This window comes from Gordonia sp. NPDC057258 (assembly GCF_042668985.1).
Taxonomy (GTDB): Bacteria; Actinomycetota; Actinomycetes; order Mycobacteriales; family Mycobacteriaceae; genus Gordonia; species Gordonia hongkongensis.
On sequence record NZ_JBHUXZ010000025.1, the window covers coordinates 1 to 14,444 of the forward strand.

The 14,444-nt window shown below is 66.7% G+C and carries 13 protein-coding genes, 1 tRNA gene and 1 pseudogene; 6 read left to right on the forward strand and 9 right to left on the reverse strand.

Annotated features, from left to right (window positions below; all coding sequences use genetic code 11):
- Window positions 1-296: 296 nt before the first annotated feature.
- From ACFUEJ_RS16735 to ACFUEJ_RS16745, 3 genes are all read right to left on the reverse strand, one after another.
- Window positions 297-2,378 carry a DUF6541 family protein gene (locus tag ACFUEJ_RS16735; RefSeq protein ID WP_388030695.1) on the reverse strand — a complete coding sequence of 694 codons (2,082 nt, stop codon included), beginning with the start codon at window positions 2,376-2,378 and terminating at the stop codon, window positions 297-299.
- Between the two features lie 111 nt (window positions 2,379-2,489).
- Entirely contained in the window at window positions 2,490-3,752 is a 1,263-nt protein-coding gene (locus ACFUEJ_RS16740) for an MFS transporter (RefSeq protein ID WP_388030698.1), read from the reverse strand.
- Entirely contained in the window at window positions 3,749-4,414 is a 666-nt protein-coding gene (locus ACFUEJ_RS16745; RefSeq protein ID WP_065630510.1) for a GntR family transcriptional regulator, read from the reverse strand. Before ACFUEJ_RS16745 ends, ACFUEJ_RS16740 begins: the two co-directional genes overlap by 4 nt.
- 266 nt (window positions 4,415-4,680) lie before the next feature.
- On the opposite strand from ACFUEJ_RS16745, the gene ACFUEJ_RS16750 reads away from it, so the two are divergent.
- Window positions 4,681-5,877 carry an NADP-dependent malic enzyme gene (locus ACFUEJ_RS16750; RefSeq protein ID WP_058251397.1) on the forward strand — a complete coding sequence of 399 codons (1,197 nt, stop codon included), beginning with the start codon at window positions 4,681-4,683 and terminating at the stop codon, window positions 5,875-5,877.
- 124 nt (window positions 5,878-6,001) lie between these two features.
- Here the strand turns inward: ACFUEJ_RS16750 and ACFUEJ_RS16755 are convergent, their stop codons facing one another.
- The 6 genes from ACFUEJ_RS16755 to ACFUEJ_RS16780 all read right to left on the reverse strand — a co-directional run bounded on the left by ACFUEJ_RS16755 (window position 6,002) and on the right by ACFUEJ_RS16780 (window position 11,689).
- Entirely contained in the window at window positions 6,002-6,673 is a 672-nt protein-coding gene (locus ACFUEJ_RS16755; protein WP_058251398.1) for a VOC family protein, read from the reverse strand.
- Window positions 6,674-6,721: 48 nt separating this feature from the next.
- Window positions 6,722-7,429, reverse strand: a complete 708-nt coding sequence (locus ACFUEJ_RS16760; protein ID WP_065630517.1) for a hypothetical protein — start codon at window positions 7,427-7,429, stop codon at window positions 6,722-6,724.
- A 6-nt stretch (window positions 7,430-7,435) separates the two neighbouring features.
- Window positions 7,436-7,918: an enoyl-CoA hydratase gene (locus tag ACFUEJ_RS16765; protein ID WP_083207333.1), complete on the reverse strand. Its 483-nt coding sequence runs from the start codon at window positions 7,916-7,918 to the stop codon at window positions 7,436-7,438.
- A gap of 649 nt (window positions 7,919-8,567) precedes the next feature.
- The gene (locus ACFUEJ_RS16770; RefSeq protein ID WP_065630518.1) at window positions 8,568-9,056 is read right to left on the reverse strand and encodes a hypothetical protein; all 489 of its coding nucleotides are present in this window, start codon (window positions 9,054-9,056) and stop codon (window positions 8,568-8,570) included.
- A gap of 528 nt (window positions 9,057-9,584) precedes the next feature.
- Entirely contained in the window at window positions 9,585-10,772 is a 1,188-nt protein-coding gene (locus tag ACFUEJ_RS16775; RefSeq protein WP_238995005.1) for a hypothetical protein, read from the reverse strand.
- 41 nt (window positions 10,773-10,813) lie between these two features.
- Window positions 10,814-11,689 carry a hypothetical protein gene (locus tag ACFUEJ_RS16780; RefSeq protein ID WP_226512318.1) on the reverse strand — a complete coding sequence of 292 codons (876 nt, stop codon included), beginning with the start codon at window positions 11,687-11,689 and terminating at the stop codon, window positions 10,814-10,816.
- Between the two features lie 223 nt (window positions 11,690-11,912).
- Here ACFUEJ_RS16780 and ACFUEJ_RS16785 point away from each other — a divergent pair, with 223 nt between their 5' ends.
- From ACFUEJ_RS16785 to ACFUEJ_RS16805, 5 genes and pseudogenes are all read left to right on the forward strand, one after another.
- Window positions 11,913-12,494 (forward strand): hypothetical protein, encoded by a 582-nt coding sequence (locus tag ACFUEJ_RS16785; protein ID WP_159369955.1) that lies wholly within the window; start codon window positions 11,913-11,915, stop codon window positions 12,492-12,494.
- A 50-nt stretch (window positions 12,495-12,544) separates the two neighbouring features.
- Window positions 12,545-13,045 carry a helix-turn-helix domain-containing protein gene (locus tag ACFUEJ_RS16790; RefSeq protein ID WP_388030772.1) on the forward strand — a complete coding sequence of 167 codons (501 nt, stop codon included), beginning with the start codon at window positions 12,545-12,547 and terminating at the stop codon, window positions 13,043-13,045.
- A gap of 59 nt (window positions 13,046-13,104) precedes the next feature.
- Window positions 13,105-13,212: pseudogene (locus ACFUEJ_RS16795) on the forward strand (VOC family protein); the annotation flags it as partial.
- A gap of 60 nt (window positions 13,213-13,272) precedes the next feature.
- Window positions 13,273-14,124, forward strand: coding sequence for a triacylglycerol lipase (locus ACFUEJ_RS16800; RefSeq protein WP_065630522.1), 852 nt, complete (start codon window positions 13,273-13,275; stop codon window positions 14,122-14,124).
- A gap of 84 nt (window positions 14,125-14,208) precedes the next feature.
- Window positions 14,209-14,284, forward strand: a tRNA-Thr gene (locus tag ACFUEJ_RS16805).
- Window positions 14,285-14,444 lie beyond the last annotated feature (160 nt).

A 14,444-nucleotide genomic window follows, 5' to 3' on the forward strand; every position in this document is an offset into this window, starting at 1 on the left:
CCGGCTCACCCTGCATACCCACCAGGATCCCAGCCCACCAGGCAAACCCGCTCACCCCACACCGAAACGACACCGACTATTTCAGCAGTCTCCTAATCCGAAAGAAGCGACCCCATTGCTCCCTGAGGTGTGAGGAGCGATAGCGACGAGCCACGAAGGGCCTGGTGAGACACGTTGCGGAGCCCTTCGTGGCTCGCTTCGCTCGCACCTCAGGGAGCATGAGTTCAGTCGCCCAGGATTGGTCTTCCGTGGCCCACGACGGCCGCCGAGCCGCAGTTGCTGAGGAGCGGAGCCACTCAGGGCGCGGGCGGCGGCGGGTAGACGAGGTTGTTGACGCGGTAGACCACCGCGTCGCCGCGGCGGAACACCTCGGTCAATCCGGGAGCGCCGTTCTGACGCAACGCCAGGAAGGGGTCGCCCTGGTGACCGCGCGCCGGGTCGGGCATGCCGCGCTGGAACTCCCAGTAACTCGGTGGCGAGTCGATCACGTAGTGCACGTTCATGTCTCGCACGATCTGGTCGATGGCCGGGTCGGCGCCGATCTCCGACACACCCCAGAAGAGGTCGCGCTGCCGCTCGGAGAACTCGTTGGCCCGGTAGAAGGGGAACATCGGGGTGACCCCGGTGACCGGGTACAGGTAGCCGGTGCCCTGGTCGAGGTTGTTGAGGACGAGGACGTCCTGGGCGTCGGGCTGCGCGGCGAGCCACTCGTAGGCGGCGAGATCGTCGGGCCCGACATACTTGCCGCCCCGCTCCTTCGACGCGATCTGCGCGTTCGGCGGATAACGCACGACGGCGGCGCCGGCGATCAGACCCAGCAACACCACGTACGTCGCGGCCACCACCCAGCGCGCCTTCCCCGAAGTCGCCTCGGCCTTCTCCTGACCGTCGGTCGGGTCCGATGCCACGCGCCGTCGGACCAGACCCGCGACGCCGAGCGCGAGAACCCCGATCGCGACGCCGGCCGCCGCGGCCGAGAGGATCGCGACCACGAACGTGAGCCGGTGGGGTGAGTTGTAGAAGTAGCCGCCGATCGCCCCGAGCGGGTACGACAGCGGCCCCAGGGACACCATCGCGTTGGCGGTCACCAGGGCGAACACGAACCATGCGACCAGGCCGGCCCAGCATCGCAGCCATACGAGCGCGATCAGCCCGAGCAGGGTGACGACGATCAGCGGCCACACCGGGAAGTGGTCGAGCTCGAGCGGGATCGTCCCGTTGAACGCGCCCTTGACGAGCCCGTCGAGGACCCCGATCGTCTCCTCACGGAAGTCGAAGAACGGGAGTTCATTGGTGTCGGCGACCCGGATGGTGCCCAGGACGACCGGTGCGATGAGCACCAGCGTCACCACCGCCGTGACGGCCAGCGTCGCGAGATCGCGCAGGCGACCGGCGACCGAACGCCACAGACCCTCGCACAGCCACCAGAGGACGACGATCACGCCGACGACGATCAGGCCGGAGGGGTGGGTGGCGGTCACACCGGCCACGGCCAGCGCGGCCGGCAGCACACGCGATCTGTCCGACACCACGCTCATCACGAGGACGGCGGCGACCGGCGCCAGGCTCACGCCGACCGCGTTCGGCACCGAGGTCAGCTGGACCTCGACGTAGGGCAGGGACGGGAACAGCGCGCTCAGCGCACCCGCGGTACCGGCGATGAGAGCCGACGAGTCGACGTCGTAGCGGTGCCGCGCGAACCAGTAGGCCAGCGACGCGACACCGAGCGGGACGGTGATCGCCAGCACTGCGGGCGAATACGTGTTGTAGAGCTCGACCGGGTCGGCACCGGTCAGCGGGAACAGCAACGCACCCAGCGCATGCCAGGTGTTCGGGTAGTAATTGAACCCCTGGGTGTCGTAGTTCATCAGCTCGCCCATCCGCATGGCCGAACCGACGCCCGTCTCGTGGATCCAGCGCAGCGAACTGGCGTGCCACAAGGAATCCCACACCTGCGAGATGTTGCCGAGACCGGCGAATGCCGTCGTCGCGATCGGCCGGATGCAGGTGACGGCGATGACGAGTCCACCGAGTCCGAGCCCGGCGGCGACCCGCACCATCGCGGTCCGTCCCACGCGGGATTCGCCGTCGGCGTCGGGTACCGGCGCCAGCCGCTGGCCCCAGCGGGTGAGCAGCAGCGCCGAGTAGACCCAGGCACCGCCGACCGCGAAGACCAGACCCACCAGGGCCGAGACGGCATTCCACTCGAAGCCGACGACGGAGTACAGCACCGTCAGGATCGAGACCAGGGCGAACGTGATGGGCGGACCGGCGGCCAGCGCGACCGGCCACGGGAGGTTCATCCGTCGGCCGACGAACGCGCCGGGCAGGATGAGCACGAGCGCGGTCACCACGACGACCCATGCTCCCAGCATCATCGTCTGCGCCTTTCCACACTCACCCGCTGCACTCCCCGTCGCACCGCGGTGTCACTGCGCGGTGCCTGATCAAACTCTCAGCAGGTTACCGGGTGGTCGATCGACGACGCGTCACCGTGTGCGGGCGGCCCCGGCGGCCGAGCCCGCCATCGCGGCGGTACCGGGTTCGTCGTCGGGCGCACCGTGACGACGATGTCCGAGGAGAGCGACGATCAAGCTCATCATTGCGGCGACGGCGCCGAAGCCGAACATGACCGGGTAGGTGATCGCCGGCCAGCTCTCCGAGATCCAGGCCAGAACCGCCGGAACCCCGAAGCCGAGGTAGGTCACGCCGTAGAACACGGCCGTGAGCCCGGCGAGGTCGTCGGGTCCGGCGATGCGCTGCACCTCCAGCAGGCCGACGATCATCGCCATGCCGTATCCGCAGCCGAGCAACGTCGACGCCAGGAGCGCGACCCATACGGTCAGCACCTGTGCCGCCACGGCTGCGAGGACCATTCCGGCCACGAGCACCACGAAGGCGACGACGACACCGCGGAGACTCCCCGGCCGGTCGATCCGCCGACCCAACGACTGGATGCCGAAACCGGCGGACAGGCCGAGGACGCAGCACAGGCCGGCGAACGCGATCGGCGCTCCCGCGGTGCGGGCGGACATGAGGGCAGGGACGATCGCGTAACCCGATGCGGCGGCACCGAAAACCCAGGGCGCCAGTGGCAGCACGACGAACAGGAAACGACGATGGCCCGCGGACGGGATGCGCAGGTCGTCCCGCAGACGCCCCGGCGAATCTTGTCTGGGACGCGTCTCCGGCACCAGCACGATCAGATTCGCCGCGACGACCGCGATGGCGATGTTGATCAGGTACGGCAGCACATGCGGCCACGGCCCCCACTGCGCGAGCACCCCGGCCACCCCGGCGCCGACGCCGAAGCCGGCCGTGAGACTCATGGCCGCGCGACCGGCGCCGGCACCGGTCCGCGCACCGTCTCGGTCCGAGAGTTCCTTGATCCAGCTCCCGCCCACGGCCATCGAGAGCCCCAGCGCGATGCCGCTGCACACCCGCCCGGCGGTCAGCAGTGCTACCGACTCCGAGCCCGCGGCCAGCAGTCCCGAACCGACCGCCGCGAACAGCGGGGCGGGCAGCATGAGTGGCCGTCGGCCCAGCCGATCCGACAACGGGCCGCCGATCAGCAGGGCGGGCACGATGCCCAGGACGTAGGCGAAGAGCAGCGCGTCGACGACGACCGGCGACATGTCGGTGATCTGCCGGTACATGACCAGCAGCGGCGTGAATTCGTTGCCGCCCCACGCGGTGGCGAACACGGCGAGCGCGACGGCGGGCCATCCGAAGCGCGCGCGGTCGGCGCTCATGCCGGCGCCCCGGGGAGGTCGTGCCCGGGTAGATCGTGAACCGCGACGAGGTGGCCGGCGAGCAGCGTGTCGAAACGTTCGGCGTCGGCGGACTCGATCGCGTCGAGGAGCGCGCGGTGGTCGTCGAGGATCCGGGCCGCGACACTCGCGTCCCGGTGCACCGACGCCGTCGTCATCCGTCGATGCCGCTCTCCGAGCGTGGTGTAGAAGCCCGACAGCAATGCGTTGTCGCCCGCGGCGGCGATGAGCTGATGGAACTCGGCGTCGATGCGGGAGAACTCCCGGATGTCCGAGGCGTCGGACCGACGATGGGCGTCGAGGTTGGCGCGCAGACTCCGCACGAGTCCGGCCACCGCGCCCGGCCGGCCCACGACCGCACGCACCGCGTGCCGTTCGAGGAGCAGGCGCGCGTCCACGACGTCGCGGATCTCGCGCTCACCGATGGGGACCACGAGGGCTCCCCGTTTCGGGTAGAGACGCATCCAGCCTTCCGTCTCCAACCGCAGGAACGCCTCGCGCACCGGCGTACGGCTCACCGAGCACTTCGCGGCGATCTCACCCTCGCTGATCAGCTCACCGCCGGCGATCGCGTTTGTGAGAATTTGCTCTTTGACCTCGACATATACCCGCTCAGCAGCGGATTCGGAGGTCGCATGCAACATAGACACAAGTTGTACCTTATCAATGATCATTGGACACTTCACCTGGGCCGACCCACCTTCCGGAACGATCCCAGACGGTGAGACACTTAATCCGGCCGTAACGAGCGTCACCCCGCTCGCACGAGCCCGGCCCGCGTCCGCTGAGCCCACCTGCTCGCGTCGATGCGGATCACTTCTAGCTCGCGGGCAGCGTGGCCGGCGAGACGATGCAACCCGCATTTCGCGGCTTTTCAGGAGGACCCGTGACGAGCACGGAGGACACACGTATGGGTGAGACCCCCTACACCGAACCCACGATCGCCGACCACCCCATCACCGACGAAGAGATCTTCTTGGCCCACGTCGGCGGCAAGCTCTCGGTGGAGCTGCGCGCACCCATCGACACCCAGCGCGACCTGTCGATCGCCTACACCCCGGGTGTGGCCCAGGTGTCGCGTGCGATCGACACCGATGCCACCCTGGTGAACAAGTACACCTGGACCGATCGCCTGGTCGCCGTGGTGAGCGACGGCTCTGCGGTCCTCGGACTCGGCGACATCGGTCCCCGCGCCTCGCTGCCGGTCATGGAGGGCAAGTCCGCACTGTTCCGCAGCTTCGCCGGACTCAACTCGATCCCCATCGTTCTCGACACCCAGGATCCCGACGAGATCGTCGAGACCCTGATCCGACTCCGCCCGAGCTTCGGCGCCGTGAACCTCGAGGACATCTCCGCGCCGCGCTGCTTCGAGATCGAGCGCCGCGTCATCGAGGCGCTCGACTGCCCGGTCATGCACGACGACCAGCACGGCACCGCGATCGTCGTCCTCGCCGCCCTCAAGGGCGCGACGACCCACCTCGGCCGCGATCTCGCCGGCCTGAAGGTCGTGATCTCCGGCGCCGGTGCCGCGGGTGTCGCGTGCGCGAACATCCTTCTGGCAGTGGGCATCTCCGATGTCGTCGTGTTGGATTCCAAGGGCATCGTGTCCGCGGGACGTGACGGCCTGAACGAGTCGAAGAGCGAACTGGCGTCACGCACCAACCCGCGCGGGCTGACCGGTGGCGCGGTCGAGGCGCTCGCCGGCGCCGACGTCTTCATCGGTGTGTCGGCAGGTCTGATCCCCGAAGAGCTCATCGCGTCGATGAACGACGATTCGATCGTCTTCGCCCTGTCGAACCCCGACCCGGAGATCCATCCGGAGGCCGCCGCCAAGTACGCGGCGATCGTCGCGACCGGGCGCAGCGACTTCCCGAACCAGATCAACAACGTGCTCGCCTTCCCCGGCGTCTTCAAGGGTGCGCTCGACGCCGGTGCACGACGCATCAGCGAGGGCATGAAAATCGCTGCGGCCGAAGCCATCTTCTCGGTCGTCGCCGACGACCTGCGCGCCGACCGCATCGTGCCCAGCCCGCTCGACGACCGGGTCGCCCCGGCGGTCGCGGCCGCCGTCGCCGACGTCGCCCGCGCCGAGGGGCATTGCTCCTAGCCGTAGGGCTTCGATCTCGACTGAAAACCACCCTCCAGGAGGGCGCCGACGGCAATTTGTCGTCGGTCCGCCTGTGGAGGGTGGTTTTCAGCAGTTCGGCGGCGTCACTCACCACCCCGATTGATCAGTAGTTCTGGTCCTGCCAGGTGCACAGGCACACCTCGTTGCCCTCGGCGTCGGCGAGGACCCAGAAGGCCGGGGCGTACTCGTCGGTGAGGAGTTGGCCGCCGGCGGTGATGGCCGACTGCAGCCGCTCGTGTAGTTCGTCGGTCGGGATCCACAGGTCGACGTGCATCCTGCTCCGCTGGGGACGAGGTTCGTCCATCTGCTGGAACCAAACGCTGGGTAGGCGCCCAGCCGGATCGACGAGGTCGACAGGTTCGCGATCGGCCGCGTCGCCGTAGCCCAGGACGGCTTTCCAGAAGGGCCTGATGGCCGGGATGTCGAGGGCGTCGATGGCGAGGTTGAACTGGGTGACGGGCGCGGACACCGGCTCGAGGCCGAGGTCGGCGGCGATGCCCGTGATCCGGTTCGCCAGCGCGACATCGGCTTCCGTGAGCTGGTGCGCGCTGTGCGTGGTGAGCACGAGATGCACCGTGCCGTAACGCAGATCGATGTCGGGGTGGTGGTTCGCCTCTTCGGCGGCGTCGATGATCTTGGCGACGAACTCGCCGCCCCGCACCATCGATCCGGTGTTGTAGGCGGCGGCGAGTCTGTCGGCGATGACACGCCAGGGATCGGCGACCATCTCGGCGGCCTCGGCGGTGGTGAGCGGTGAGCGAGTGGACCCGGTCATGTCGCCCCATGCTGCCCCGTTCCGGTGGATTGCGAAAGGGGGCGCGCCTCAGTGCCTCTTGGTGGTCGCCGCGGCCAAGGTCGCGATCGCCTGGTGCGTCGCCGGGAGGAACCCGCGGCGCGCCTCCTGGTCCAGGGGGGTGCCGGCGCCGATGACGGGGTCGTAGTCGAGTCCGATCACTCCGCCGACCGCACCGGACACCACGTTGACCAGCATGTCGGCGAGTCCGTCCTGATGGGTGGCCGGTAGTTGGGAGGAGATGACGACGATCGTCTTCTCCAGCACCCCGGCCCGGTCCCATTCGGTGAAGACGACCCGGGCGCGGTTGAGTAAGTCGGGTCTCGCGGCGATGACGAGCACCGGGGTGAGGTTCGGGAGGTCGTCTTCGGCGAGTTCGGGCAGCAACGTGAGCGGATGCGCACCGGCGTCGACGACGGGAACCGCGCCCTGCCGCCACGTCTCGACGACGGCGTCGGTGACCGTCGCCTCCTCGGGCGGAAGCCACAGACCCGTGCCCGACGCCGTGCGCAACAGTTCGGGGTTACCCGACCCGCGGAGCCGCAGCTCGATGTCGCAGTCGTTGCCCGACGCGTCCACCCACCACGAGAGCAGCCCGAGCGTCGACGACGCCCGATGCTCCGCGAGCAGCGCCGAAACAACCGACGTGCCAACGCCTCCCGCTGTCCCGCACACGACGACGGCCCGCTCGGCCCAGGCCTGCGGGTCGCCGTCGCGTGGTGTGGTCGGGTTGGTCATGTGGATTCAGGGAACGAGCATGTAGATGGTCGAACCGTAGCCGGAAGGGACTCGAACAGGACTATTGGGCGAAAACCCACCGAACCCAAGGCTGACTGGACCTGAGCCGGTGTTGATCTCCCAAACCTTCTTCTCGCCCGGACGCGGGCCGAACGTTGCGGTAACCCATTTTTCCAGGTTGTAACCCCGCACGCTGGTGTAGTAGTTCCCAAAGAGCACTCGGCAATTCGGATTACGCTTCCAACTCGCCCCAGCCCCGGTGAACCCGTGCGACCGCACCGTGACCCTGACTACACCCCGCTTACCCTTCGGCGCATCCACAGTCGCGTTGACCGCACCCCGGCAGTAGGAGTGGTCGCCGAATATCCCGAAGTTGTAGCCGGTAGTCGAAACTTGGGGAATCGGAGCCGCGGACGCCTGACCGACGCCCGCCATGCACAAGGCGCCAACGATAAGTCCGACAAAAATAGTCGCGAGTAATCGCTTCATTTGATCCCTCTTTACCTTCTGCGGGCGCTCAGTTACGGGACCAACAGGTAGAAACCCGCCCCGTATGACTGGGGTGAGGCGATCGGGCTGTTAGCCGAGTAGGCAGTTACGCCGAATACGACCACACCCGAACCCGTATGAACGTCCCAAGTCTTGCTCTCACCGCGTCGCGGCCCGAAGCCAGCTCTTACCCACTTCTGAATGTTGAGTCCTCGACCGCTTGTGTACGTTGTCGCGAAGAGGACTCGACACCTCGGATTCTTCCTCCATCCCGGGCCGTCGCCTGTGAACCCGTGCGACCGTGCAGTTACTCGAACCACGCCGGGCTTCCCTGCCGGCGCATCGAGACCGATGTTGACAGCTCCGCGGCAGAAGGAGTGGTCACCAAAGGTGCCGAAATTGTTCCCGGTCGTTGATAGCTGGGGAATAGGGGCTGCGGTTGAGTGACCACCGCCAGCAACCGTAGCGATACTTGCCAAGACAAGCACGACCATAAAGACCATGAGTTTATTCATTCGTCCCTCACTATTCGATTCGGATCAAAAATTGGAAGTGGCCCCGCGTCGGTGCGCCACCCATCTGTGAGCACGCACCGAATATCTTGTCGGCGCGGTGCGGCGTACTAGATCGTCAGTTTTCGCTGGGTTCGTCAAGGAACCAGCATGTAGTACGACACGCCCACCGACTGCCTCAGACGAATCGGGTTGTTACGGGCATACGTCGACACCAGAAACTCGACCACTCCCGACCCAGTCCTGACCTCGTGAACCACCTTCTGCCCACGCCTCGGACCAAAATTGGCATTGAAGAAGTTCCATTGCGCGTACCCAATCGCACTGGTGTGCACCGTGCCGACCAACAGCTTGCACACCGGATTCCGCTTCCAACTCGGCCCCTGGCCGGTAAATCCGCGAGACGTGAGCGAGACGCGGACAACTCCCGGCTCCCTGGGCGCTGCGGTGAGACTGACGTGTAGTACACCGTTGCAGAATGAATGGTTGCCCACCGTAGCAAATTGGTTGCCGCTGACCGAGATTCTCTGCAGTTCGGGCGCCGCGTTGACATCTCCTGGACCAGCGATCACCCCGGTCAGCGCTGCTACAGCCACCGTCAGTGCAACTGCAATACGTCTTGACATCAAAAACTCAACTCACTTCGTAAGCTACGGGACCAACATGTAGTGCGACACTCCGTAGGACTGCATGACGCGAACGGGGTTGTTGCGCGCATACGAGACGGCCTGGAACTGAACAAGACCGGACCCGGTCCTGATGTCGTGGACCACCTTCTGTCCGCGGCGCGGTCCAAAATCGGCGTTAAAGAAGTTCCATTTGGCATACGCCTCGATGCTCGTATGCACTGTGCCGATCAGAAGCTTACACACCGGCTTCCGCTTCCAACTCGGACCGTTTCCTGTGAAGCCAGAAGACGTGAGGGTGACCCGGACGACCCCGGGCTTGGATGGGGCGGCAGTCAAGCCCACGTGCAGGACTCCTCTGCAGTAGGAATGATCGCCAAAGGTTCCCATGGTGTCGCCGGTAATACCTATGCGTGGCAACTGTGGTGCAGCATCGCTTTTCCCAACTCCGACGACAACACCCGCGGACACGACGACAAGGCCGATCACTACACACAACAGACGTTTCATATTCAAAGGCCCTTGTTCTCAGTGATGTTCGGCTGAAGAGTTGCCAACCTCAGCCGGCCACAAGACGTCACTTCCAGGGACCGCGTTCTTCAGGCTGTCGGACTGTGCGCGAGTCCAGTCGCGTACCGACTTCTCAGTCTGCGGGCCGAACACTACATAGGGTGACCGAGCTTGCGCTCCCGACCATTTGAAGGTCGAAGCCCCTATTCTTGCGTCAACGTCGCCACGATGGTTGACGACATAGTCGACGGCTGGCAACCCCGCGCTGCGCGCGCGATCTGCTGTCAGGTGGAATTCAAACTGATTCGGCCCATCAGGCTGCGGGAGCGCGTGCCGTGGACCGTTCTGATTCCATGGCTCATCCGGGTTCGCGCCGGGGTCACCCGCGCCAAGCGCATACGCGAGGGCTCCGCCAGCAGTCCCACCGATGGCGAAACCGACTATTGCGCCTGCAGCGCCAGCCCCGGCACCTCCAACCCCGGCACCGATTAGTGCACCTACACCCGTCTGAAACGGCTGCGGCGGGAACGCGGAGCCGATCAACGCCCCGACTCCCGCACCAACTCCCGCGCCCACAACCGCCGACGGAATACCAAGCGCGACAGCACCAGCCGTACCACCGGCCATGACACCGATGATCGTGGCGGCAGCACGACGCGTCGCCTCGTCCTCAGGAACACCAGCAGAGATCAAACCTTGCGCGATCTTCGCCTCACCATAGGCCGACCACGCATTGATCGAGTTCACATCACGCTTCGACATCCCCTCCGGAATGTCGGTGACGAAGTTGCCCACACGGATCTTCTCCGGCGGCGGCGCGATCGGCCGAACCGGCGGAGCAACCCGCGGAGCCACCCGATTGTTGATCAACGGAGTGTAGGGCTCGTCATACGAATACGACCCAGGCGCGGTGTACGCCTGATAAGGCGCCTCCACCGGCGGCCCCGGAATACTGCCCGGCCCCGGAACCACGACCGGCTCGACCGTGGCCTCAGCACCGGCACCACCATCCGGCGACACATCGCTCGGACTCGTGCCACCCTGCCCCGGCGCCGTGTCACCCGGACTCGTGCCCCCCTGCTCCGGCACCGCAAACGCCGCTCCCGCGCCCGCAGTGATCGACGCTGCGACCACCGCCGATGTCAGCGACAGCAATGGACCACTCGGCACCCGACGCTTCCGGTGCCGACCCCGACTATGACTCATTACTCGACTACCTCTCTGGTGCGCCCACGGCGGGCGAGATCTCACTCAACTGATCGAATGGACTGGATGTAGGACCTTCCGCCGATGGTCGTCGTGCGGATGACCTGGCGGTAGGTGATGGGCGCCGCGTCGGGCTGCAGTTCGGTGAGCACCACCGAGTACTCGCCCGGGCCGCGCTCGGCGACCGTCAGACAGTGCCGGGTACCGATGGGACGCTGGTTGATGTACTGCTGCATCACGTACTCGGAGGCCACCGCGCCCGGCGCCGCGACCGCCCGTGCCGCCCTCGCCGAGCGCAGAACGTAGTAGGCGTGGTTGAAGGCGCGGATCGCGCCGGCGCCGGACTCTTGATCACCGGCATCGTCGCCGTCGGACACCGTCGTCCCCGCCCCCACCGGGCGTTGCGTACAGGCGGGCTCGCTCGCCACAGCGGACGTGGATGGCAACAGCGAATCAGAGGCGTCAGCGGTGGACGTCGATGCCGTCGTCGATTCGGACTCGCCGCCGCGCGTCAGGACCACACCCAAGGCTGTGGCGACAATCACAAGAATCGCTGCTGCCGCACCTGCGATTCGCAGTGGCGAACCGAGACGTGCGGGCGTCTCACCGCGTGCGGCCGATCCGCTCTTCCGCTTCGCACGGACCGACTTCTCCGCCTCCGCCAGGAACGCGTCGAGCTCCGACGCCGGGCGAGGCGCGACGACCTGCGGTACGGCGACCACCGGGCGGATCGGCTCCTCGAGCTGTGGAAGTGGACGCTCGAGAACAGCCACCACGGACGGCTGCGGGGCCACCTGAGCTGGGCCGACGGAGCGGTATCGGGCCAGGTGAGCGGCCAGATCGGCGGCTGGCGTCGCGTCGGAAGCGGGCGACGGCGGGACGTCGGGGAACCACAGTGCGGAAGCGCGCGGCGGCACCAAAGATCCCTCCCCCCGGCCGGTGATCATGTCGTCGTGAAGTTGCGCTCAACGACGGCACGACGCAGGGGGTCCCCCGATGACGTCGGCATATGCCGTCGCTGACCTCGGGACACCCTACAACAGCTCTCAGGACCTTCTCAGCTGTCATCCACAGGGGTGACAGGCGATCCTGCGCTGCGAATTCATGCACACAGATGTCGCGCTGACTAGGGTCGCGAGTGTGCTTCTCACGGCCGCAGTCGCCCGCGGGGTCGCGGACGGAACCGTCGACCTCGCCTTCCGGCGATGGGGCCATCCGCGCATACATCCCGGCTCGATCTTCATCGCGCTGACTCACGTCATCGAGGTGACGTCGCTGGAACGCGTCGACCCCGAGCGGATCACGCGCGACGAGGCGCGGCGTGCAGGATACGACGATGCCGACGCCGTCCGGGCCGCCCTCTGCGTCAACGTCCACAATCCGACCTACCGCATCGGACTGCAGTGCATCGGCGAGGACCCACGGATCGCCCTGCGCGCCGACGATGATCTCGCGGACGCGGACGTGGACGAGATCCGAACCCGCCTCGACCGGATGGACTCCCGGTCCAAGAACGGTCCATGGACCCGAGAAACCCTCGACCTCATCGCGCGCCGCCCGGGCGTGGTGTCGACCGACCTCGCGGCTGAACTCGGCAGGGACCGAGCAGGATTGAAGCAGGACATCGCCAAGCTCAAGAAGCTCGGGCTGACCGACAGCCTCGTCGTCGGGTACGAACTGTCGCCGCGCGGCGTCGAGTTCCGGCGACGCGACCGCGACTGAGGTCACCGAACATCCGACGGTGACGTGTCGACGTGGGCATCATCGAATTCATGCCCAGCGCACACCCGGCCCGTCACCTGCTGCGCGCCAAGGATCTCGCGGACGTGCGCTTCGCCGAGCCGCTGACGGTCGACGACATGGCCGCCGCGGCGAAACTGTCCCGCGCCCACTTCTCGCGGGCCTTCGCGGCCGCATACGGACAGTCGCCACACGCGTATCTGCAGACTCGACGACTGGAGCGGGCAGCGGCGATGCTGCGAACGACAGACCGTACCGTCGCCGACATCTGCATGGCGGTGGGTCTTTCCAGTGTCGGTTCGTTCACCACGAGCTTCACTCGCGCATTCGGCAAGACGCCGACCGCATATCGGGATTCGTTCCCACCCGCCTCCACGTACGCACGGATACCGGCATGCGTTCTGCGCGTCTACTCGCGCCCGGCTCCGACGAGCCGGACCGCGCAATCCCCGGGAAGTGAAGCAACACGCGACGGGCGACGTGAGGACAGCACACGGGGAGAAGACCTCGACGGCCGCAGCGACTTACGTTGATCTCACACCGCAACATCCCTCAAGCGAAGGAAGACAACATGATTCGCATCGCCAGCGCCGAGTTCACCGAGACACCCGAAGAACGGCCGTACGGCATCGACGCGGGTTTCCGCGACCCGTCGGGAAACAGTGTTCGCCTGACGCAACTGGCCGAGGTACTCGCCTAGACCGCCCGGCGTTCCGGCAATCGCGGGTCGCGTCGCCGCGTCGTCGGCGACAATCCGACCATGAACAGCATCCGATCCGGAGTCACGGCGGCTGTGCTCGCGCTAGCCGCCGCAGGTTTGTGCCTCGTGGCCGGAAGCGCGAACGCCGCGCCGTTCCCGGTGATCACGGATGCGCCGACCGCCATCGCCACTCGCTACCTGAGTCCGGCATCGGAGTCGCCCGCCGGCGCCAACCGCTTCGGCTGCCGCGACCGGGACGGACGCAATCCGGTCGTGCTATTGCACGCGACCGCCATGAACCAGAGCGCCAACTGGGCGTATCTCGCGCCGACCCTGGCCAACGCGGGGTACTGCGTGTTCAGCCTGACCTACGGCCAGACGAGCTGGAGCGGCAACACCGGCGGCCTGGGCAACAAGGAGCAGTCCGCCCGTGTGGTCCCGGCTTTCGTCGGACGGGTTCTGGCTGCCACCGGTGCCCAGAAGGTCGATGTCGTCGGCCACAGCCAGGGCGGCGCGATCGCACAGCTCGTCACCCAATTGCCCGGACGCGCCGAACAGGTGGGCACGATCGTCGGGCTGTCCGCGTCGAACCGGGGATACTCCCGCGTCGGGTCGATCACCGACCGCCTACCGGCCCGTGCCCCCGGTCAGAGCTACTGGGGTCCGACGCATCGCTCGATCCGATACGTGAACCTCGCGACGCGATTCGACGAGATCTCGACGCCGTACACCGTGACCTTGATGCCGCCCGGCCCCAACATCACCAACACGGTGATCCAGGACGTGTGCCCGGCGTCGAAGATCGGTCACGTCGGGATGGCCTACTCCCCGACCGTCGCTGCGCTCGTCCGCAACGCACTCGATCCGCAGCGTCGGGTGCCGGTCGTCTGCGGTTCCGACTTCCCGGGTTGACCTGGGCCCTCTGGCTTCGACGACCCGGGTTTTGTTCGTGCCCCCGTCCCTCGCTAGACTCGTCTGCGCTGCCTCGCGTAGCACGCCGCCCTAGCTCAGTCGGTAGAGCAATTCACTCGTAATGAATAGGTCAGGGGTTCGATTCCCCTGGGCGGCTCCATCTCCTCCCGGCCACTCATGCCTCGCTTCTGGCCCACCCCTGCGTCGTCAGAAATCCGCCGCGCGGCCGCCTCGACGCACTGACCGCAGGCCGTTTAGTTCACTCGTTCAACCAGGAACAGGCGGGCGTGTGGCAGCCCCGCGGTGCGCGACCCCCGTCG